The 18,352-nt window shown below is 67.3% G+C and carries 16 protein-coding genes; 8 read left to right on the top strand and 8 right to left on the bottom strand.

Going from position 1 to position 18,352, the window contains the following annotated elements; translation table 11 throughout:
- Positions 1–2 precede the first annotated feature (2 nt).
- The 5 genes from F3I62_RS04055 to F3I62_RS04035 all read right to left on the bottom strand — a co-directional run bounded on the left by F3I62_RS04055 (position 3) and on the right by F3I62_RS04035 (position 6,815).
- Complete coding sequence (locus tag F3I62_RS04055) at positions 3–1,250, bottom strand: ABC transporter permease (protein WP_160488386.1); 1,248 nt, start codon at positions 1,248–1,250, stop codon at positions 3–5.
- A 117-nt stretch (positions 1,251–1,367) separates the two neighbouring features.
- Entirely contained in the window at positions 1,368–2,408 is a 1,041-nt protein-coding gene (locus F3I62_RS04050) for an ABC transporter substrate-binding protein (RefSeq protein WP_160488385.1), read from the bottom strand.
- A gap of 44 nt (positions 2,409–2,452) precedes the next feature.
- Positions 2,453–3,562, bottom strand: coding sequence for an ABC transporter ATP-binding protein (locus F3I62_RS04045; protein WP_160488384.1), 1,110 nt, complete (start codon positions 3,560–3,562; stop codon positions 2,453–2,455).
- A gap of 227 nt (positions 3,563–3,789) precedes the next feature.
- A complete protein-coding gene (locus F3I62_RS04040; protein ID WP_160488383.1) occupies positions 3,790–4,419 on the bottom strand; it encodes a response regulator transcription factor in 630 nt (209 codons plus the stop codon).
- The gene (locus F3I62_RS04035) at positions 4,416–6,815 is read right to left on the bottom strand and encodes a PAS domain S-box protein (protein ID WP_160488382.1); all 2,400 of its coding nucleotides are present in this window, start codon (positions 6,813–6,815) and stop codon (positions 4,416–4,418) included. Before F3I62_RS04035 ends, F3I62_RS04040 begins: the two co-directional genes overlap by 4 nt.
- A gap of 136 nt (positions 6,816–6,951) precedes the next feature.
- Here F3I62_RS04035 and F3I62_RS04030 point away from each other — a divergent pair, with 136 nt between their 5' ends.
- Positions 6,952–7,962, top strand: coding sequence for a DUF3530 family protein (locus tag F3I62_RS04030; protein ID WP_160488381.1), 1,011 nt, complete (start codon positions 6,952–6,954; stop codon positions 7,960–7,962).
- A gap of 146 nt (positions 7,963–8,108) precedes the next feature.
- Here the strand turns inward: F3I62_RS04030 and F3I62_RS04025 are convergent, their stop codons facing one another.
- Genes F3I62_RS04025 through F3I62_RS04015 form a run of 3 tightly spaced genes read right to left on the bottom strand, consistent with a single transcriptional unit; the run spans position 8,109 to position 10,568 of the window.
- Positions 8,109–8,873, bottom strand: a complete 765-nt coding sequence (locus F3I62_RS04025; RefSeq protein WP_160488380.1) for a TerB family tellurite resistance protein — start codon at positions 8,871–8,873, stop codon at positions 8,109–8,111.
- Position 8,874: 1 nt separating this feature from the next.
- Complete coding sequence (murU, locus tag F3I62_RS04020) at positions 8,875–9,546, bottom strand: N-acetylmuramate alpha-1-phosphate uridylyltransferase MurU (protein ID WP_160488379.1); 672 nt, start codon at positions 9,544–9,546, stop codon at positions 8,875–8,877.
- Positions 9,543–10,568 carry an aminoglycoside phosphotransferase family protein gene (locus F3I62_RS04015; protein ID WP_160488378.1) on the bottom strand — a complete coding sequence of 342 codons (1,026 nt, stop codon included), beginning with the start codon at positions 10,566–10,568 and terminating at the stop codon, positions 9,543–9,545. Before F3I62_RS04015 ends, murU begins: the two co-directional genes overlap by 4 nt.
- A 127-nt stretch (positions 10,569–10,695) precedes the next feature.
- Here F3I62_RS04015 and F3I62_RS04010 point away from each other — a divergent pair, with 127 nt between their 5' ends.
- From F3I62_RS04010 to glpE, 7 genes are all read left to right on the top strand, one after another.
- Positions 10,696–13,467: an LPS-assembly protein LptD gene (locus F3I62_RS04010; protein WP_160488377.1), complete on the top strand. Its 2,772-nt coding sequence runs from the start codon at positions 10,696–10,698 to the stop codon at positions 13,465–13,467.
- The gene (locus tag F3I62_RS04005) at positions 13,442–14,740 is read left to right on the top strand and encodes a peptidylprolyl isomerase (protein WP_160488376.1); all 1,299 of its coding nucleotides are present in this window, start codon (positions 13,442–13,444) and stop codon (positions 14,738–14,740) included. The genes F3I62_RS04010 and F3I62_RS04005 overlap by 26 nt, the downstream gene beginning before the upstream one ends.
- 122 nt (positions 14,741–14,862) lie before the next feature.
- Positions 14,863–15,864 (top strand): 4-hydroxythreonine-4-phosphate dehydrogenase PdxA, encoded by a 1,002-nt coding sequence (gene pdxA, locus F3I62_RS04000; RefSeq protein ID WP_160488375.1) that lies wholly within the window; start codon positions 14,863–14,865, stop codon positions 15,862–15,864.
- Between the two features lie 98 nt (positions 15,865–15,962).
- Positions 15,963–16,775 carry a 16S rRNA (adenine(1518)-N(6)/adenine(1519)-N(6))-dimethyltransferase RsmA gene (gene rsmA / locus F3I62_RS03995; RefSeq protein ID WP_160488374.1) on the top strand — a complete coding sequence of 271 codons (813 nt, stop codon included), beginning with the start codon at positions 15,963–15,965 and terminating at the stop codon, positions 16,773–16,775.
- Between the two features lie 31 nt (positions 16,776–16,806).
- Positions 16,807–17,187 (top strand): Co2+/Mg2+ efflux protein ApaG, encoded by a 381-nt coding sequence (gene apaG, locus F3I62_RS03990; protein ID WP_160488373.1) that lies wholly within the window; start codon positions 16,807–16,809, stop codon positions 17,185–17,187.
- Entirely contained in the window at positions 17,187–18,011 is an 825-nt protein-coding gene (locus F3I62_RS03985; protein WP_160488372.1) for a symmetrical bis(5'-nucleosyl)-tetraphosphatase, read from the top strand. The genes apaG and F3I62_RS03985 overlap by 1 nt, the downstream gene beginning before the upstream one ends.
- A complete protein-coding gene (glpE, locus tag F3I62_RS03980) occupies positions 18,008–18,337 on the top strand; it encodes a thiosulfate sulfurtransferase GlpE (RefSeq protein WP_160488371.1) in 330 nt (109 codons plus the stop codon). Before F3I62_RS03985 ends, glpE begins: the two co-directional genes overlap by 4 nt.
- Positions 18,338–18,352: the final 15 nt, after the last annotated feature.

The raw sequence follows: 18,352 nt of genomic DNA, 5'->3' as shown, positions 1-18,352 counted from the left end.
GATCAACCCAGACGCAGGCGGCTAGCGCCCACCAGCCAGCTGTACACCACATAGAGCAGCATGGTGGCCAGCAACAGCAGGCCGCCGAGGGCCGTGGCCATGCCCCAGTTGATGGTGGTGTTGGTGTAGAAGGCAACGAAGTAGCTGATCATCTGGTCGCTCGGGCTGCCCAGCAGGGCCGGGGTGATGTAGTAGCCGATCGACAGGATGAACACCAGCAGGCTACCGGCGCCGACGCCGGCCAGGGTCTGCGGGAAGTACACCCGCCAGAAGCTGGCGAAGGGGTGGCAGCCCAGCGAGATGGCGGCACGCATGTAGCTCGGCGAGATGCCCTTCATCACGCTGTAGATCGGCAGGATCATGAACGGCAGCATGATGTGCACCATCGCCACGTAGACCCCGGTGCGGTTGAACACCAGCTGCAATGGCTCGTCGATGATGCCCATGGCCATCAGCGCGCCGTTGATCAACCCGCCCGACTGCAGCAGCACGATCCACGCCGCCACCCGCACCAGGATCGAGGTCCAGAACGGCAGCAGCACCAGGATCATCAGCAGGTTGCTGGTACGGGTCGGCAGGTTGGCCAGCAGGTAGGCCAGCGGATAGGCCAGCACCAGGCAGATGGCGGTGATCACCAGGCTCATCCAGAAGGTGCGGGCGAAGATGTCCAGGTAGATGGCCTGGTCCGGGGTGGCCGGAGCCAGCTCGCCGAGGTCGTCGATGCGGTGATCGAGGGCCGCCAGCAGGTAGTAGGCGGTAAAGGCGCTGTCGTTGCGGCGGATCACCTGCCAGTAGGCCGGGTCGCCCCAGCGCTCGTCGATGGTTTCCAGGGCATCCTTGTAGGAGGCCGGCTCCTGCTTGAACGGCAGCGCGCGACCGGTCTTGGCCATCAGGCTGCGGTAGCCGGCCAGCTCCATGTTCAGGCGCTTGGACAGGTCACCGATGGTCTGGTTCTTGCGCGCCTCGCCCAGGTCGAGGCTGAGGGCCTTGTAGGCCGCCTCTTCCGGCAGGCCACGGCCATCCCAGGCGGCGATCGCCTCCACGGTACGCGGCAGGCTGCGCACCACTTCGGGGTTTTCCACGCTCTTGTAGAGCAGGATGCCGATCGGCAGGAGGAACACCACCACGAGGAACACCAGCAGTGGCAGGATCAGGCCCTGCGCCTTGAGGCGGTTGATCCGCTCGGCACGCGCCAGCTTCTGCTTCAGGGTGAGCCCGGCGAATTCGGTGAGGGAGACGGTTTCAGCCATTGCTAGCTCCGCTAAATCTGGCCGCGCGAGGCGGCAGGAAAAAAGAGATGAGGGTGCGCCCCAGGCGCCAGCCCTCATCCCCAGACCCTCTCCCGCAGGAGAGGGGGTGTTACCAACTTACTTGGCGGCCCAGGCGTTGAAGCGCTGTTCCAGCTGCTCGCCGAAGTCGGCCCAGAAGGCCACGTTCATGGCGACCTGGCCGGCGATGTTTTCCGGGGTGGTCGGCATGTCCGCCAGCAGGCCCTTGTCGAGCAGCGCCACGGCGTTCTTGTTGGCCGGGCCGTAGGCGATGTTCGACGAATAGACCTTCTGCTGCTCAGGCTGCACGGTGAAGGCGGCGAAGGCCTTGGCCGCGTCGAGGTCCTTGGCACCTTTCGGGATGGCCCAGGAGTCGAAGTCGTAGACGCCGCCGTTCCACACCACCTTCAGGTTGCTTTCCTTCTGCACGGCGGCGATGCGGCCGTTGTAGGCGGAGCTCATGACCACGTCGCCGGAGGCGAGGAACTGCGGCGGCTGGGCGCCGGCTTCCCACCACTGGATGTGCGGCTTGATCTCGTCGAGTTTCTTGAATGCACGGTCCTGGCCTTCCTGGGTGGCGAGCACGGTGTAGACGTCTTTCGCCGCCACGCCGTCGGCCATCAGGGCGAATTCCAGGGTGTACTTGGCGCCCTTGCGCAGGCCGCGCTTGCCGGGGAATTTCTTCACGTCCCAGAAATCGGCCCAGCCGGCCGGGGCACTGGCCAGTTTGTCGGCGTTGTAGGCGAGCACCGTGGACCACACGAAGAAGCCCACGCCGCATGGCTGCACGGCGCCGTCGATGAAGTTGGAGGCATCGCCGAACAGGGCCGGGTCGATTTCCTCGAACAGACCTTCGTCACAGCCGCGGGCCAGTTCCGGCGACTCCACTTCCACCAGGTTCCACGACACGCTGTTGGTGTCGACCATGGCTTTGACCTTGGCCATCTCGCCGTTATATTCGCCGGCGATCACCTTGCCTTTGCCGGCCGCTTCCCACGGCTGGTAGAAGGCCTTGGTCTGCGCCTCCTTGTTGGCGCCACCGAAGGAAATCACCGTCAGGTCGGCGGCGGCCGCCTGGCCGGCGCAGGCCAGGCCGAGGGCCAGGGCGCCGAGGCGAAGGTTGCTGTGCAGTTTGCTCATTGTTGTTCTCTCCACGGTGCAGGGTTGGTATTGCGCTGAAGCACTCACTCCGCGATCAGCGGGTCGAGCGCGCGGACGTGTTCCACATGCCAGCCAAGCGGCACCACATCGCCCACGCCCATGGCGGGATCGAGCTCGGCGATCGGCTGCTTGACGAAGAAATCGGGCTTGCCACACACCTCCATGCGGATGCGCACGTGGTCGCCCAGGTAGATGAACTCCACCACCCGCCCGGAGAAGCGGTTGGCGCACTGCTCGCTGGCGCCATTGAGGCGCACGCGCTCGGGGCGGATCGACAGGGTCACCGGCTCGCCGGGGGCACCGACGTTGACCGCCAGCGCCTCGACCTTCTCGCCGCGGGTCAGGCCGACCACGCAGCGCTCGCCGTCGCGGCTGAGCAGCTGGCCGCTGATGCGGTTGTTCTCGCCGATGAAGTTGGCCACGAAGGTGTTCTTCGGCGCCTCGTAGAGGTCGCGCGGCGGGGCGATCTGCTGGATCTCGCCCTGGTGGAACACCGCCACGCGGTCGGACATGGTCAGCGCCTCGCCCTGGTCGTGGGTCACGTAGACCACGGTCACGCCCAGGCGCTGGTGGATGTGCTTGATCTCCATCTGCATGTGCTCGCGCAGCTGCTTGTCCAGCGCGCCGAGCGGCTCGTCCATCAGCACCAGCTGCGGCTCGAACACCAGCGCGCGGGCCAGGGCCACACGCTGCTGCTGGCCGCCGGAGAGCTGCGCCGGGTAGCGGTTGCGGAACTTGTCGAGCTGCACCATGGACAGCGCGCGCTTGACCCGCTCGCTGCAGTCGGTCTTGTTCATGCCGCGCACGCTGAGCGGGAAGGCCAGGTTCTCGGCCACCGTCATGTGCGGGAACAGCGCGTAGTTCTGGAACACCATGCCGATGTCGCGCTTGTGCGGCGGCACGTTGTTGATCGCCCGGCCACCGAGCAGGATCTCGCCGGCGGTGGGCGTCTCGAAGCCGGCCAGCATCATCAGGCTGGTGGTCTTGCCCGAGCCGGACGGCCCGAGCAGGGTGAGGAATTCGCCTTTGCGAATATCCAGGTTGAGGTCTTTGACGATCAGGTTCTCGCCGTCGTAGCTCTTCTGCACGCCACGAAAACTGACCAGTACATCGTTGGAAGCATTCTCGGCCATCACCACACCTGTGTTCTTGTCTGCCATGGCTAAAGACTAGAGAGGCGGGGGCGCCACGCAAATCGGGCGGTATGACTGATTGCTATAAGGCTAGAGGAAAGCGTGCTGTAGGGATCGCCCTACAGGAAAGGCTTTTGTGGGAGCGAATTCATCCGCGATAGGCGGGCCACACCGAGCAGCCCAGATCGCGAATGAATTCGCTCCCACACCGCTCAGCTCAGCTCAGCTCAAACCAGCTTGTGCTCCATCGCATACCTCACCAGATCGGCCACCGAATGGCTGCCGAGCTTCTGCATCAGGCGCGCCTTGTGGGTGCTGACGGTCTTGCTGCTGATCGACAGGTGCAGGGCGATCTCGTTGACCCCCTCGCCCTGCACCAGGCGCTCGAACACCGAGAACTCGCGTTCGGAGAGCTGCGCATGGGGCGGCCGCGAATCGGTCAGGCCGACCTCGAAGACCATGCGGTCGGCCAGGTCCGGGTCGATGTAGCGCCCGCCGGCGGCGACCTTGCGGATGGCGGTGAGCAGCAGCGCCGGGTCGCTGTCCTTGGTGGCGTAGCCGGCCGCGCCGATCTTCAGCGCGCGGGCGGCCATCTGCGCCTCGTCGTGCATGGACAGCACCAGCACCGCCGGCGGATTGTTCAGCGCGCGAATCCGCGGGATGGCCTCCAGGCCGTTGACCCCGGGCATGGAGATATCCAGCAGCACCACTTCGCAGGGCGTATGGCGCAGGGTCTCCAGCAGCTGCTCGCCGTTGCAGGCCTCGCCCACCACCTGCAGATCCTTGGCCAGGCCGATCAGCTGCTTGATGCCCTCGCGGACGATGGTGTGGTCTTCGGCTACCAGTACTCGAATCACGCGACTTCCTCTTGATCATCCAGTGCCACCCGCACGCTGAGGGTGGTGCCCTCGCCCGGCTGGCTGTCGATATGCAGCGTGCCGCCGAGCATCAGCACCCGCTCGCGCATGCCGACCAGGCCGAACGACTGGGTGCGCGGCGCCTGCGGGTCGAAGCCCTGGCCATCGTCGCTGACGCTCAGGCACAGCTGGCCGCCCTCCACGCTCAGGCGCACCGCCACAGTATGCGCCTGGGCGTGGCGCAGCACGTTGGTCAGCGCCTCCTGCAGCACGCGGAACAGGCCGATGGCCTTGGCATCGGAGAGCGCCGGCAACTGCTGTTCCGGCACCTCGACCAGGCAGGGGATCTGGCTGCGCGCCTCGAAACGGCGCGCCTGCCATTCGATGGCCGAGGCGATGCCGGCATCCAGGATCGGCGGGCGTAGGGCGGTGGCCACGTCGCGCACCAGCTGGAACAGGTTGGCAATCAGCTTCTTCATGCTGTCCAGGCGCTCGCGCAGGCCGGCGTCCAGCTCGCCGTAGGCCAGCTCGCACATCGAGGTTTCCAGCTTGAGCACGGTGAGCACCTGGCCCAGTTCGTCGTGCACCTCGCGGGCGATGCGCGCCTTTTCTTCTTCGCGCACGCTTTCCAGGTGCGCCGACAGGTCGCGCAGCTGAGCGCGCGACTCGGCCAGCTGCAGCTCGATCTGCTTGTTCTCGCTGATGTCCCAGACCATGCCGTCCCACACCACATGCTCGCCTTCCAGGCGGCGGGCGCGGGCCTTGATGTCGGCCCAGCGCACACGGCCGTCGCGGGTGAGGATGCGCCCCTGCCACTGCCAGTCGCTGGCCGCCGCGATGGCCGCATCCTGGGTGGCGTGATAGCGCGCGCGGTCGTCCGGGTGGACCAGGCTGCGAATGCCAAAATCGGCCGCCATGATCTGCGCCGGCGGATAGCCGACCAGCTGCTCGCTGCCCTCGCTGATGTAGGCAAAATCCACCGGTGCTCCGGGCAGCGGGCGCTCCAGGCGGAACACCAGACCCGGCACGTTGCTGGCGATGCCCTTCAGGCGCGCCTCGCTCTCCTCCAGGGCGGCCCGGGCGCGGCGGCGCTCGGTGACGTCGGTGAGGTACACCACCAGATACTCGGCCTCGCGAAAACGCAGGAAGCTCAGCGACACGTCCGCCGGCATCAGGCTGCCATCGGCGCGCACGCAGTTGCTCTCGAAGCTCAGTGCACCCTCGTCACGCGAGCGCACCCGACGCCACAGATGCAGCCAGCGATCCATGCTCAGGTTCGGCTCGATCAATTCCAGCGGCCGCTCGACCAGCTCCTCGCTGCGGTAGCCGAGCATCTGCGCCGCCGCCCGGTTGGCGTAGCGCACGTGGCTGTCCCAGTTGACCCAGAGGATGCCCACGGTGCTGTGGTCGCTGGAGAACTGGGTCAGGCGCAGCGCCTCCTCTGCCGCCTCGCGCCGGGCCAGCACCTGGCGCGCCTCAAGCAGATGCTGCTCCAGGCGCGAGCGCTGGCGGCGCACCACTGCCAGCAAGGCCAGGCTGATCAGCAGCAGGGTGGCGCACAGCAGGCTGAGGTTGCGCCAGAAGCGCGGCGAATCGCCGAGGCCGGGCTTCTGCGCGGTCAGCCAGCGCCCCTGCAGTTGCTCCAGGGTCTGCGCCGGCAGGGCGCGCAGGGCCTCATCGATGATCGCCGCCAGCTGCGGCCAGTCGCGCCGGGTGCCGATGCGCAGCAACTGCGGCAGGCCGACATCGCCGACCACCAGCAGGGGGGCGAACTCGCTTTCCTGGCTCAGGCGGCTGAGCTGCGCCTGATCGATCACGGCGAAGCGCGCCTGCTGCTCCAGCACCGCCTGCAGGGCCTGGCGGTCGGACGGGCGGGCCAGCAGGTTGAGGTTGAAGTAGTTGCTGCGCAGGTAGTCGACCACCGCGCTGGGGGTGCGCGCGGCGATCACATCGCTGGTGCCGAGCTGCTCCAGCTCGACTGCCACGGTGCCCAGGCGCTCGCCCACCAGCAGGTGCGGAATGCGCAGGTAGGGATCGGAATACAGCCACTGGCGCAACCCGGCGGGGGTCTGGCTGAGGCCGGGAGCGAGGTCGATCTTGCCGGCGCGCAAGGCGTCGTCGAGGGCCTGCTGATCGGGGTAGCTGCGCCAGCTGAACTCCACCGGCAGGCTCTTGCCCAGGGCCTCGATCAGCTCGACATTGAGCCCGACCAACTGCTGCTGGCGCCGCTGGAACTCGGCATAGGGCGCCTGCAGCACCACGCCGACGTGCAGGCGCGGGTGCTCGGCCAGCCAGGCCCGCTGACTGTCGTCCAGCAGCAACGGAGTATTCACCGGAATGGCCCACAGCAGGGTCGGCAACAGCAACAGCCACAAACCGCCAAGCACTCGCCTCATGCGCCCATCACCGCCCGCCTCGAATCATCGTTCGCCATACCTTACTCCTGCCGAGCCACCGCCAGGCAAGCGGCACCTGACAAATCGCGGGGCAACGCTTAGGCTGCGGGAACCCTCCGCCATTCAGAACCCTGAGATGCCCAACGCCCTGCGCCCGACACTTATCGCCGTAACCCTTGGCCTGAGCCTGACGCTGGCCCAGGCCGCGACTGCCGAGGAAAGCCCGCCAGCAACCGCCGCCAGCAGCGCGGCCAACGACGCTGCAGCGGATAGCGCCGCAGGCGAACGCCCACCCCTGGCCGAACGCAGCGTCGAAGCACAAAGCGCCCTGCAACGCCAGTTGCCCGCCGCCGAACAGCAGCAGCTGCAAGCGGCCGACGAGACCTTCCTGGCCCTGTGGAAACCGGCCAACGTGGCCGAGGCGAGCGGCGTGGTGATCCTGGTCCCGGCCAGCGGCGAAAGCGCGGACTGGCCGCAGGCCATCGGCCCGCTGCGCAACAAGCTGCCGGATGCCGGCTGGAGCAGCCTGAGCCTGACCCTGCCGGATCTGCCGCAACTGCCGGCGCCCATGGCCGTCGTGGCCGTGACCGCTGCGGCAGCGCCGGACGCCGGCGCAGCGGATGCCCCGGCCGAGCCGACCGGCGCCGCAGCCGATGCGCCCGCCGCCGATGGCGCTGCAGGCGAAAACCCGGCGGCCACGACCGCGCCGGCCGTCGAGCCGTCCGTACGGATCTTCGCCCGCATCCAGGCCGCCATCGCCTTCGCCGAACAGCAACAGGCGCCGGCCATCGTCCTGCTCGGCCACGGCGATGGCGCCTACTGGGCCGCCCGCTTCCTCGCCGAGCAGAAGCCGCCCCAGGTCAAGCACCTGCTCAGCGCGGCCGCCGTGCAGCCGAGCGGCCTGAGCCCGGCGCTGGACGAACTGCTGCCCGGCCTGCTGCTGCCGACCGGCGATTTCTACTACAAGGACCAGGCCGGCGACCGCAGCGCTGCCACGCGCCGCCTGCATGCCAGCAAGCGTCTCAAGCACGAGGCCTACAGCCAGATCGCCCTCAAGGCCCTGCCGGGCAACCCGAATGCCGAGCAGGAGCAGCTGTACCGGCGCATTCGCGGCTGGCTGGACAAGAGCCTGCCGGCGCAGAAATAGGCCCGCACCGACGGCGCGGGGGGTTGGAACTTCTCACTCGCTACCGGCGAGAATGCCCGCTGGCGTAGGGTGCGCCATGCGCACCAGAGCCCCTGTACGTGGCTTGTGGTGCGCGCGGCGCACCCTACGAGCGCGCACACAGCTTCCTAGCGAAACCCGCGGCGCGCGCGGATCAGCTCATAGGCCTGGTGCAGCTCGCCGGTGCGCTCGGTGGCGGCGCGGATCTGCGCCGGCGTCGCCCCGGCTCCGGCCAGCTTGTCCGGGTGGTGCCGACTGAGCAGCTTGCGGTAGGCGCGCTTGACCACCGCCGCTTCGCTGTCGCCGCGCACCCCGAGCAGGCGCAGGGCCGCCTGGTAATCGGCGGATGGCACTTCGGCCTTGCGCCGGGCGGGTTCGTATTCGTCGGCCAGGGCATTCAGCTCTTCCAGCGCCCAGCCCAGGCAACGGCCCCACTGCTGGATCAGCTCGTACTCGCGCTCGCTGACCCGACCATCGGCCCAGGCCATGCGCCAGCACCCGCGCAGCACCAGGTCGGCCCGCTCCGGACGACCGCGCAGGCCCTGCAACGGCCGCGCAAAATCGTCGCCGGCCAGCTTGCCGCGGTTGAAGGCCTCCATCGCCCGGCGCCGCGCCGCCTCGTTCAGGCCCAGGCGCTGCATCTCCTGGCGGGCCTGCTGGATATGCAGCTGCAACACGCGCCCGCCGCTCTTGGCCAGGCGACCGAGGAGCATGAACAGCAACTCGTCGTCATCCATAGCCGCCCCGCCGAACAGGGCGCGCAGCGCGGCCCAGGAAGTCAGCTGGAGGCGGCGGTCGACCACCTGGCCGAGCACGCCGCCGAGCAGCGCCCCGGGAATGCTCGCCAGCGCCCAGCCGGCCAGGGCACCGAGTACGGTTATCGGCCAGAACACGTCAGCACCTCGCCGCCAGCAACTGCTCGACCTCGGCCAGGCGTTCGTGGGTGCCGACATCCACCCAGCGCCCGCGGAAGTGCTCGCCCGTTACCAGCCCGTCGGCCATGGCCCGGCGCAGCAGCGGCGCCAGCTTGAACGCGCCGTCCTGGCAGCCGGCAAACAGCTGCGGATGCAGCACGGCCACGCCGCTGTAGGTCAGGCTGGCCCGGCCGGGCTGGAGTTCGCCGACCCGCCCGCCGTGCAGGCAGAAGTCGCCGTGCGGGTGATGGGCCGGATTGTCCACCAGCAGCAGATGCGCCAGCCCCGCCAGCGGCCGGCGCAGGCCGGCGAAATCGCAGTCGGTCCAGATATCGCCGTTGACCACCAGGAACGGCTGCTCGCCCAGCAGCGGCAGGGCGCGGAAGATGCCGCCGCCGGTCTCCAGCGGCTCACCTTCGGCGGAGTAGTCGATGCGCACACCGAAGCGCGCGCCATCGCCCAGGTAGTCCTCGATCTGCTGGCCGAGCCAGGCATGGTTGATCACCAGTTCGCGGAAACCGGCCGCGGCCAGGGCGCGCACGTGAAACTCGATCAGCGGCACGCCGCCGGCACGCACCAGGGGCTTGGGGGTATGCAGGGTCAGCGGGCGCAGGCGCTCGCCCTTGCCCGCCGCCAGAATCATCGCCTTCATGCCGGTTGCAGTTCCTGCTGCGGCAGGCTGGCGAGCAGCTCGCCGAGCGCCGCCAGTTCCGGCCGGCGCGCCAGCACGGCCTCTAGGTAGGCGAAGAAGCGCGGCACGTCGGCCAGGTACTTGGGCTTGCCGTCGCGGTGGCAGATGCGCGCGAAGATGCCGATCACCTTGAGGTGACGCTGCACCCCCATCAGGTCGCTGGCCCGGTGGAACGCCGCGAAGTCGGCCGGCAGGGCGATCCCGGCTGCACTCGCCAGCTGCCAGTAGCGCTGCAACCAGCCCAGCACCCGGTCTTCCGGCCAGCTGAGGAAGGCGTCCTTGAACAGGCTGGTAACGTCGTAGCTGACCGGGCCCTGGACCGCATCCTGGAAGTCCAGCACCCCGGGATTCGGTTCGCTGAGCATCAGGTTGCGCGGCATGTAGTCGCGATGCACCAGCACCCGCGGCTGGGCCAGGGCACTGTCGACCAGCAGGTCGCAGACCTGCCGCCACAGCGCCTGCTGCCCGGCATCCAGCTCGACGCCCAGATGGCGCTGCAGGTACCAGTCGGGAAACAGCTGCAGCTCGCGGCGCAGCAGGGCGTCGTCATAGGCCGGCAACAGGTCGTCGAGCGGCAGTTTCTGGAATGTCACCAGCGCCTGCAGGGCCTGCTCGAACAGGGCATCGGCATTGTCCGCATTCAGCACGTCCAGCCAGGTCTGCCGGCCCAGGTCGTCGAGCAGGAGAAAGCCGCGCTCGATATCGGCGGCGAGAATCCGCGGCACATGCACGCCGGCAGCGGCCAGCATGCCGGCCACCTTGACGAAGGGCCGGCAGTCTTCCTGGGGCGGCGGCGCATCCATCACGATCAGCGTGCGCCCGGCCCCCTGCCAGCGAAAATAGCGGCGAAAACTGGCATCGCTGCTGGCCGCAGTGAGCTCGGCAGCGGGCACCGGCCCCCAACCTTCGGCGGCGAACAACGCGGGCAAACACTGCTCCAGCCAGCCCTGCAGAAGCTGCAGGCGTACATCTTGATCAGGCATTACAAGGGTCTCCGACGGCGCTAGCCGTTGTGCGGGTCATGCTTTATTATCCAGCATCTTTTTTCGCCCATCGAGAGGCGTGCGGCCCCCGCGGGTCGAAGGCGCGCAGGAAGCCCGGACTAACAAGATGGCAGTAAAACTCCCCGTGTTCCGTAAAAAATTCCCATTGCTGGTCACCGGCAGCCTACTGGCTCTTCAGCCCGTAGCCACGCCTTTTGCTGTCGCCGCCGAGCAGTTCGACTGCCAGGCCTCCACCACCGGAGGCTGGGCCTGTTCCCCGAAAACCGCGAACGCCGCCCAGCTGCCGCGCCCGCAGCATAGCGCGACGGCGGTCAGTACGGTCGCCGGCACTGACGCCGCCCAGCCGGCCGACGGCCAGGCCGCCAGCACAGCCGTACTGGTGACCGAAAGCCAGGGCAAAGGCCTGAGCAGCCGCAGCGCCGACTACAGCCACCTCGACTGGGTGCCGCGCGACAAGCTCTCCGCCGCCCAGCTGGCCGAAGTCGGCCCGTACTGCGCCGGTTCCTATGTCGAGCCGCTGCGCCCGGGCATGAGCGACGACACGCCGATGGACGAGGCGCCGATGTTCGTCTCGGCCAAGGCCTCGCGCTACGCTCAGGAAACCCAGACCGCCACCCTCGCCGGTGACGTCGTGCTGCGCCAGTCCGGCATGCAGATCGAAGCCGACGAAGCCAAGCTTCACCAGCTTGAGAACCGCGGCGAACTGATCGGCAACGTCAAGCTGCGCGACCAGGGCACCCTGGTGGTGGGCGACCGCGCCGAGATCCAGCTGGACAACGGCGAGGCCAAGGTCGAGAACGCCGAATACGTCCTGCACAAGGGCCATGTGCGCGGCAGCGCGCTGTATGCCAAGCGCGAAGAAAGCGCGATCATCCGCCTCAAGGATGGCACCTACACCCGCTGCGAACCGGGCAGCAACGCCTGGAACCTCAAGGGCAACAACATCAAGCTGAACCCGGCCACCGGCTTCGGCACCGCGACCAACGTGACCCTGCGGGTAAAAGACATTCCGGTGTTCTATACCCCGTACATCTATTTCCCGATCGACGATCGCCGCCAGTCCGGCTTCCTCGCCCCGAGCATCGGCTCGTCAAGCGATACCGGCTTCCTCCTGGCCACCCCGTACTACTTCAACCTGGCGCCGAACTACGACGCCACCTTGTACCCCACCTACATGAGCAACCGCGGCCTGCTGATGGAAGGCGAGTTCCGCTACCTGACCAAGGGCAGCGAAGGCCAAGTCGGCGGTGCCTGGCTGGACGACGCGGAAGACGAGCGCAAGCTGCAGTCCGAATACGAAGACCAGCGCTGGATGTACAACTGGCAGCACAAGGGCGGCCTCGACTCGCGCCTGCTGGCCGAAGTCGACTACACCGACATCAGCGACCCCTACTACTTCCAGGACCTGAACAGCGACCTGGAAGTCAGCAGCACCACCTTCGTCAACCAGCGCGGCGCGCTCACCTACCGCGGCGACAACTTCACCGCCGGCCTGAACGCCCACGCCTACGAGCTGGCCACGGTCACCGACATCACCCCCTACGACCGTCTGCCGCAGATCACCTTCGACGGTGCCCTGCCGTTCCAGCCGGGCGGGCTGAACTTCGCCTACCAGACCGAGTTCGTGCGCTTCGACCGCGACCTGCGCAGCGGCAACTTCAGCGATGAAAACGGCAACCTGGAACCCTGGTACGACACACGGATCAAGGGCCTGGCCCGCGCCAATGGCGACCGTATCCACCTGGAGCCGGGCGTCAGCCTGCCGTTGAACTGGACCTGGGGCTATGTCAAGCCGACCATCAAGTACCTGCAGACCGACTACGACCTGGACCTGGACCAGGAGGGCAAGAACAGCCTGCTCGCCGAACAGGAATACAGCAGCAGCCAGAACCGCGGCGTAGGCCTGTTCAATCTGGACAGCGGCCTGTACTTCGACCGCAACACCTCGCTGTTCGGCAAGAACTATCGGCAGACCCTCGAGCCGCGCCTGTACTACCTGTACGTGCCGGAAGAAGACCAGACCGACATCCCGGTGTTCGACACCGGCGAGAACACCTTCAACTACGCCTCGCTGTTCCGCGAGAACCGCTTCTCCGGCAAGGACCGCATCGGCGACGAGAACAAGCTGTCGCTGGGCGTGACCAACCGCTGGATCGAGTCTAATGGCTTCGAGCGTCAGCGTTTCAGCATCGGCCAGGCCCTCTACTTCGCCGACCGTGAAGTGCAGCTGCCCGGCATCGACTACCGCACCCGCGACGATGCCCAGGCCAATGTCTCGCCCTATGCGCTGGAATACCTGTACCGCTTCAACCGCGACTGGCGCCTGTCGTCCGATTTCAACTGGGATCCGGACAGCAGCAGCACCCGTTCCGGCAGCGCGATGTTCCACTACCAGCCGGAAGAGAACCCGAACAAGGTGGTCAACGTCGGCTATCGCTACCGCAACGACACCGTGCGCTACGACCAGTCCACCGGTGACTGGGTAGTGGGCGGCGGCGACTTCGGTACGCCTGGCCAGCCGGGCTACATCAAGGACTACTACAAGATCGAGCAGCATGACTTCTCGGTGATCTGGCCGATCGTGCCGCAGTGGAGCGCCATCGCCCGCTGGCAGTACGACTACAACCAGACCCGCACCCTCGAGGCCTTCGGCGGCTTCGAGTACGACAGTTGCTGCTGGAAACTGCGCCTGATCAACCGTTACTGGGTCGACTACGACGAATACAGCCTGAACCCGGACCAGAACGACCAGGCCGACCGCGGCATCTTCCTGCAGATCGTCCTGAAAGGGCTCGGTGGCGTGGTGGGTAACAAGGCGGAAAGTTTCCTCGACCAAGGCATCCAAGGTTACCGTGAACGTGAAGACCAAGCTTTCTGATTGCCTGCGCCCGCTGCTGCTGGGCGCAGTTTTCCTCGGCACTGCAGCGCAGGCCGAAGTTCAGTCCCTCAACCGCGTGATCGCCATTGTCGATAACGATGTGATCATGCAGAGCCAGCTGGATGCCCGCACCCGCGAGGTCCAGCAGACCATCGCCAAGCGCGGCGCCCAGGTGCCGCCGGCCGACGCGCTCAGCCAGCAAGTGCTCGAACGCCTGATCGTCGAGAACCTGCAGCTGCAGATCGGCGAGCGTTCCGGCATCCGCATCACCGACGAAGAGCTGAACCAAGCGATGACCAGCATTGCCCAGCGCAATCGCCTGACCCTGGAACAGTTCGGTGCCGCCCTGGCGCGTGACGGCCTGAGCCTCAAGGATGCCCGCGAGCAGATTCGCCGCGAGATGGTCATCAGCCGCGTGCGCCAGCGTCGCGTGGCCGAGCGCATCCAGGTCACCGACCAGGAAGTGCAGAACTTCCTCGCCTCCGACATGGGCAAGATGCAGCTCTCCGAAGAGTTCCGCCTGGCCAATATCCTGGTCCCGCTGCCCGAAGGCGCTTCCCCGGAAGCCATCCAGGCCGCCGCGCGCAAGGTCAGCAGCCTGTATGACCAGCTGCGCAGCGGCGGCGATTTCGCCCAGCTGGCCATCGCCAACTCGGCCAGCGAGAACGCCCTGGAAGGCGGCGAGATCGGCTGGCGCAAGGCCGCCCAGCTGCCGCCTCCGCTGGATGGCGTGATTGGCGCCCTGTCCCCCGGCGAGATCACCGAGCCGATCCGCACCCCCAACGGCTTCATGATCATCAAGCTGCTGGAAAAACGCGGCGGCGACAGCATCGTGCGCGACGAGGTGCACGTGCGCCACATCCTGATCAAGCCCAGCGAGATCCGCAGCGAAGACGAGACCCAGCGCCTGGCCGAACGCCTGTACGAGCGCATCGTCGCCGGCGAAGACTTCGCCGAACTGGCGAAGAGCTACTCCGAAGACCCGGGCTCGGCCCTCAATGGCGGCGACCTCAACTGGATCGACCCCAACAGCCTGGTGCCCGAATTCCGCGAAGTGATGGCCAAGACCCCGAGCGGCGAACTGTCCAGGCCGTTCAAGAGCCCCTACGGCTGGCACGTGCTGGAAGTCATCGGCCGCCGCGCCACCGACAGCAGCGAACAGGTGCGCGAACAGCAGGCGATGAATGTGCTGCGCAACCGCAAGTACGACGAGGAACTGCAGGCCTGGCTGCGCCAGATCCGCGACGAGGCCTACGTCGAGATCAAGCTCTAACGGGGCTTGCCGCCATACCCAAGCCCGGCTCAGCCGGGCTTTTTTTCGCTAGTGCATTTCGGCGTAGAGTGTTGGCTCCTGCCGTACTTGGCGCCCGACCGTTATCCAGAAGAGAGCCCGCGATGACCGCCGCCCACCTTTTCGCCCTGACACCCGGCGAGCCCGCCGGCATCGGCCCGGACCTGTGCCTGCTGCTGGCCCGCGCCGCCCAGCCCTACCCGCTGGTCGCCATCGCCAGCCGCGAACTGCTCGCCGCGCGCGCCGCGCAGCTCGGCCTGCAGATCGCCCTGCTGCCGGCCGAGCCGGGCCGCTGGCCGAGCGCACCGGCGCCGGCCGGCAGCCTCTACGTCTGGGATACCCCGTTGCAGGCGCCCGTCGTGGCCGGCCAGCTGGACAAGGCCAATGCCGCCTATGTCCTGCAAACCCTGACCCGCGCCGGCCAGGGCTGCATCGATGGCCACTTCAGCGGCATGATCACCGCTCCGGTGCACAAGGGCGTGATCAACGAGGCCGGCATCGCCTTCTCCGGGCACACCGAATTCCTCGCCGAACTGACCCACACCGAGCAGGTGGTGATGCTGCTCGCCACCCACGGCCTGCGCGTGGCCCTGGTCACCACCCACCTGCCGCTCAAGGATGTGGCCGCCGCCATCACCGCGGAACGCCTGGCGCGGGTCGCGCGCATCCTGCACGCCGACCTGGTACAGAAATTCGCCATCGCCAACCCGCGCATCCTGGTCTGCGGCCTCAACCCGCACGCCGGCGAAGGCGGCCACCTGGGGCGCGAGGAAATCGAGGTGATCGAGCCGACGCTGGAGTTGCTGCGCGGCGAAGGCCTGAACCTGGTCGGCCCGCTGCCGGCCGACACCCTGTTCACCCCCAAGCACCTCGAACACTGTGACGCGGTGCTGGCGATGTACCACGACCAGGGCCTGCCGGTGCTCAAATACAAGGGCTTCGGCGCGGCGGTCAACGTCACCCTGGGACTGCCGATCATCCGCACCTCGGTCGACCACGGCACCGCTCTGGACCTGGCCGGCAGCGGCCGGATCGACACAGGTAGCCTGCAGGTCGCCCTGGAAACCGCCTACCTGATGGCCACGAGCAGGGGCCGAGCCGAGTAGGCAGCCCGGCTTGCCTACGGCCCGCCCCGGCAATGCTGTTAAACTGCCGCTCTTTGCATTCGCTTTGAGCGTGCGGCCTGAAGCCTGGAGCTGTCCCGATGTCCGAATACCAACACCGCGCGCGCAAGCGCTTTGGCCAGAACTTCCTGCACGACGCCGGGGTGATCCACCGTATCCTGCGCGCCATCCACGCCCGCGAAGGCGAGCGCCTGCTGGAGATCGGCCCGGGCCAGGGCGCCCTCACCGAAGGCCTGCTCGGCAGCGGCGCACAGCTCGACGTGATCGAGCTGGACCTCGACCTGATCCCGATCCTGCAGGGCAAGTTCGGCCACCTGGCCAACTTCCGCCTGAACCAGGGCGACGCGCTGAAGTTCGACTTCGCCCGCCTGGACGCCGCGCCGCACAGCCTGCGCGTGGTCGGCAACCTGCCCTACAACATCTCCACCCCGCTGATCTTCCACCTGCTGGATAACGCCGAGCTGATCCGCGACATGCACTTCATGCTGCAGAAGGAAGTGGTCGAGCGCCTGGCCGCCGAACCGGGTGGCGGCGACTGGGGCCGGCTGTCGATCATGGTGCAGTACCACTGCCGCGTGGAGCACCTGTTCAATGTCGGCCCGGGCGCGTTCAACCCGGCGCCCAAGGTCGACTCGGCCATCGTCCGCCTGGTGCCGCACGAAGTGCTGCCGTTCCCGGCCAAGGATCATCGCCTGCTCGAGCGGGTAGTGCGCGAGGCCTTCAACCAGCGGCGCAAGACCCTGCGCAACACGCTCAAGGGCCTGCTCAGCAGCGCCGAGATCGAAGCCGCCGGCGTCGATGGCAGCCGGCGCCCGGAGCAGCTCGACCTCGCCGCCTTCGTGCGCCTGGCCGATCAACTCGCCGCGCAACCCAAGGTCCAGCCGCAGGACTAAACTGCTTTTCCAGCTTGCCGAGTTCCCTCCCATGTCCGATCCGCGCTACCAGGTCGACGTCAGCGTCGCCACCCGCTACCTGCCGGAGCAATCCAGCCCGGAGCAGAACCGCTTCGCCTTCGCCTACACCGTGACCATCCACAACAACGGCGAGGTGGCCGCCAAGCTGCTCAGCCGCCACTGGGTCATCACCGACGGCGATGGCCGCGTGCAGGAAGTCCGCGGTGCCGGCGTGGTCGGCCAGCAACCGCACCTGCAGCCGGGCGAGAGCCACGTCTACAGCAGTGGCACGGTGATGGCGACCAAGGTCGGCAACATGCAGGGCAGCTACCAGATGCTGGCCGACGACGGCAAACGCTTCGATGCCGTGATCGCCCCGTTCCGCCTGGCCATGCCGGGGGCCCTGCACTGATGGCCACCTATGCCGTGGGCGACCTGCAGGGCTGCCTGCAACCGCTCAAGTGCCTGCTCGAACGCGTCGCCTTCGACCCGGCCAAGGATCGCCTGTGGCTGGTCGGCGACCTGGTCAACCGCGGCCCGCAGTCCTTGGAGACCCTGCGTTTCCTGTTCGCCATGCGCGATGCGCTGGTCTGCGTGCTGGGCAACCATGACCTGCACCTGCTGGCCGTGGCGCACAACATCGAGCGCCTGAAGAAGAACGACACCCTGCAGGAAATCCTCGACGCCCCGGATCGCCAGGACCTGCTCGACTGGCTGCGCCAGCAGAAGCTGATGCACCACGATGCCGAGCGCGACATCACCCTGGTGCATGCCGGCATCCCGCCGCAGTGGACCGTGGAAAAAGCCCTCAAGCGCGCCGCCGAAGTCGAGGAAGCGCTGCACGACGACGCACGCCTGCCGCTGTTCCTCGACGGCATGTACGGCAACGAGCCGGCCAAATGGGACAAGGACCTGCACGGCATCCCCCGCCTGCGGGTGATCACCAACTACCTAACCCGCATGCGCTTCTGCAAGGCCGATGGCACCCTCGACCTGAAGAGCAAGGAAGGCGTCGGCACGGCCCCGCCCGGCTATGCCCCCTGGTTCAGCTACCCGCAGCGCAAGAGCCGCGGGCGCAAGATCATCTTCGGCCACTGGGCGGCGCTGGAAGGCCAGTGCGACGAGCCCGGCCTCAGCGCCCTGGACAGCGGCTGCGTGTGGGGCGGCGCCCTGACCCTGATGAATATCGACAGCGGCGAGAAATTCCGCTGCGACTGCACGGAGAACACCCCATGAGCGAATTCAAACGCATCCCCCCGCAGCAGGCCCAGGCCCTGCGCGAACAAGGCGCCGTGGTGGTCGACATCCGCGACCCGCAGAGCTTCGCCAATGGCCATATCAGCGGATCAAAGCACCTGGACAATCACTCCCTGGCCGATTTCATCGCCAAGGCCGACTTCGACCAGCCGCTGATCGTCACCTGCTACCACGGCAACTCCAGCCAGAACGCCGCCGCCTACCTGGCGCACCAGGGCTTCGCCGAGGTCTACAGCCTGGATGGCGGCTTCGAGCTGTGGCGCAGCCAGTACCCGGGCGAAGTGGCCCAGGGCGGCGCCGAGTAAAAAAAATCTGCCGGC

This window comes from Pseudomonas sp. R-28-1W-6 (genome assembly GCF_009799925.1).
GTDB lineage: Bacteria > Pseudomonadota > Gammaproteobacteria > Pseudomonadales > Pseudomonadaceae > Aquipseudomonas.
The sequence above is the reverse complement of the archived record's forward strand: the minus strand, read 5'-3'. Positions and strand labels throughout refer to the sequence as shown.

Excerpts from the sequence above, each read along its gene's own strand:
- F3I62_RS04055 (WP_160488386.1), bottom strand. The coding sequence starts at position 1,250 with ATGGCTGAAACCGTCTCCCTCACCGAATTCGCCGGGCTCACCCTGAAG.
- F3I62_RS04050 (WP_160488385.1), bottom strand. The coding sequence starts at position 2,408 with ATGAGCAAACTGCACAGCAACCTTCGCCTCGGCGCCCTGGCCCTCGGC.
- F3I62_RS04045 (WP_160488384.1), bottom strand. The coding sequence starts at position 3,562 with ATGGCCGAGAATGCTTCCAACGATGTACTGGTCAGTTTTCGTGGCGTG.
- F3I62_RS04035 (WP_160488382.1), bottom strand. The coding sequence starts at position 6,815 with ATGAGGCGAGTGCTTGGCGGTTTGTGGCTGTTGCTGTTGCCGACCCTG.
- F3I62_RS04030 (WP_160488381.1), top strand. The coding sequence starts at position 6,952 with ATGCCCAACGCCCTGCGCCCGACACTTATCGCCGTAACCCTTGGCCTG.
- murU (WP_160488379.1), bottom strand. The coding sequence starts at position 9,546 with ATGAAGGCGATGATTCTGGCGGCGGGCAAGGGCGAGCGCCTGCGCCCG.
- F3I62_RS04015 (WP_160488378.1), bottom strand. The coding sequence starts at position 10,568 with ATGCCTGATCAAGATGTACGCCTGCAGCTTCTGCAGGGCTGGCTGGAG.
- F3I62_RS04010 (WP_160488377.1), top strand. The coding sequence starts at position 10,696 with ATGGCAGTAAAACTCCCCGTGTTCCGTAAAAAATTCCCATTGCTGGTC.
- pdxA (WP_160488375.1), top strand. The coding sequence starts at position 14,863 with ATGACCGCCGCCCACCTTTTCGCCCTGACACCCGGCGAGCCCGCCGGC.
- rsmA (WP_160488374.1), top strand. The coding sequence starts at position 15,963 with ATGTCCGAATACCAACACCGCGCGCGCAAGCGCTTTGGCCAGAACTTC.
- apaG (WP_160488373.1), top strand. The coding sequence starts at position 16,807 with ATGTCCGATCCGCGCTACCAGGTCGACGTCAGCGTCGCCACCCGCTAC.
- F3I62_RS03985 (WP_160488372.1), top strand. The coding sequence starts at position 17,187 with ATGGCCACCTATGCCGTGGGCGACCTGCAGGGCTGCCTGCAACCGCTC.
- glpE (WP_160488371.1), top strand. The coding sequence starts at position 18,008 with ATGAGCGAATTCAAACGCATCCCCCCGCAGCAGGCCCAGGCCCTGCGC.